The 513-nt window shown below is 62.2% G+C and carries 2 pseudogenes; one reads left to right on the top strand and one right to left on the bottom strand.

Annotated features, from left to right (window positions below):
- Window positions 1–292, top strand: a pseudogene (locus HX803_RS32510) (hypothetical protein); the annotation flags it as partial.
- A 53-nt stretch (window positions 293–345) separates the two neighbouring features.
- Here the strand turns inward: HX803_RS32510 and HX803_RS32505 are convergent.
- Window positions 346–513: pseudogene (locus HX803_RS32505) on the bottom strand (glycerol-3-phosphate dehydrogenase); the annotation flags it as partial.

Raw genomic sequence — 513 nt, 5'->3', positions numbered from 1 at the left:
CCGCACCTGGCGCCTGCTGGAAGGCGTGCAGTCGCTGGCGGACCTGGGCGAGCACCTGGGCGGTGGCCTGTACACCCGCGAGGTTGATTACCTGTGCGCCGAGGAATGGGCGACCCAACCTCAGGACGTGCTGTGGCGCCGCACCAAGCTGGGCCTGTTCACCACCCCGGAAGAACAGGCCAACGTTCAGCGTTACCTGTCCACTGTTGAGCAGAACCGCAGCAAGATCGAAGCTGTAGGAGCGAGCTTGCTCGCGAAAAAAACGCAAAAACGCCGCGTTTATGCTGGATAAACGCGGCGTTCTCAGGTGTTTCGCGAGCAAGCTCGCTCCTACACAGGAAGGGATCAGGCTGCTTCGATCTTGCTGCGGTTCTGCTCAACAGTGGACAGGTAACGCTGCACGTTGGCCTGTTCTTCCGGGGTGGTGAACAGGCCCAGCTTGGTGCGGCGCCACAGCACGTCCTGAGGTTGGGTCGCCCAGTCCTCGGCGCACAGGTAATCAACCTCGCGGGG

Origin of the sequence: Pseudomonas sp. P7548, from assembly GCF_013386585.1 — a bacterium.
In the GTDB taxonomy this organism is placed as follows: domain Bacteria; phylum Pseudomonadota; class Gammaproteobacteria; order Pseudomonadales; family Pseudomonadaceae; genus Aquipseudomonas.
The sequence above is the reverse complement of the archived record's forward strand: the minus strand, read 5'-3'. Positions and strand labels throughout refer to the sequence as shown.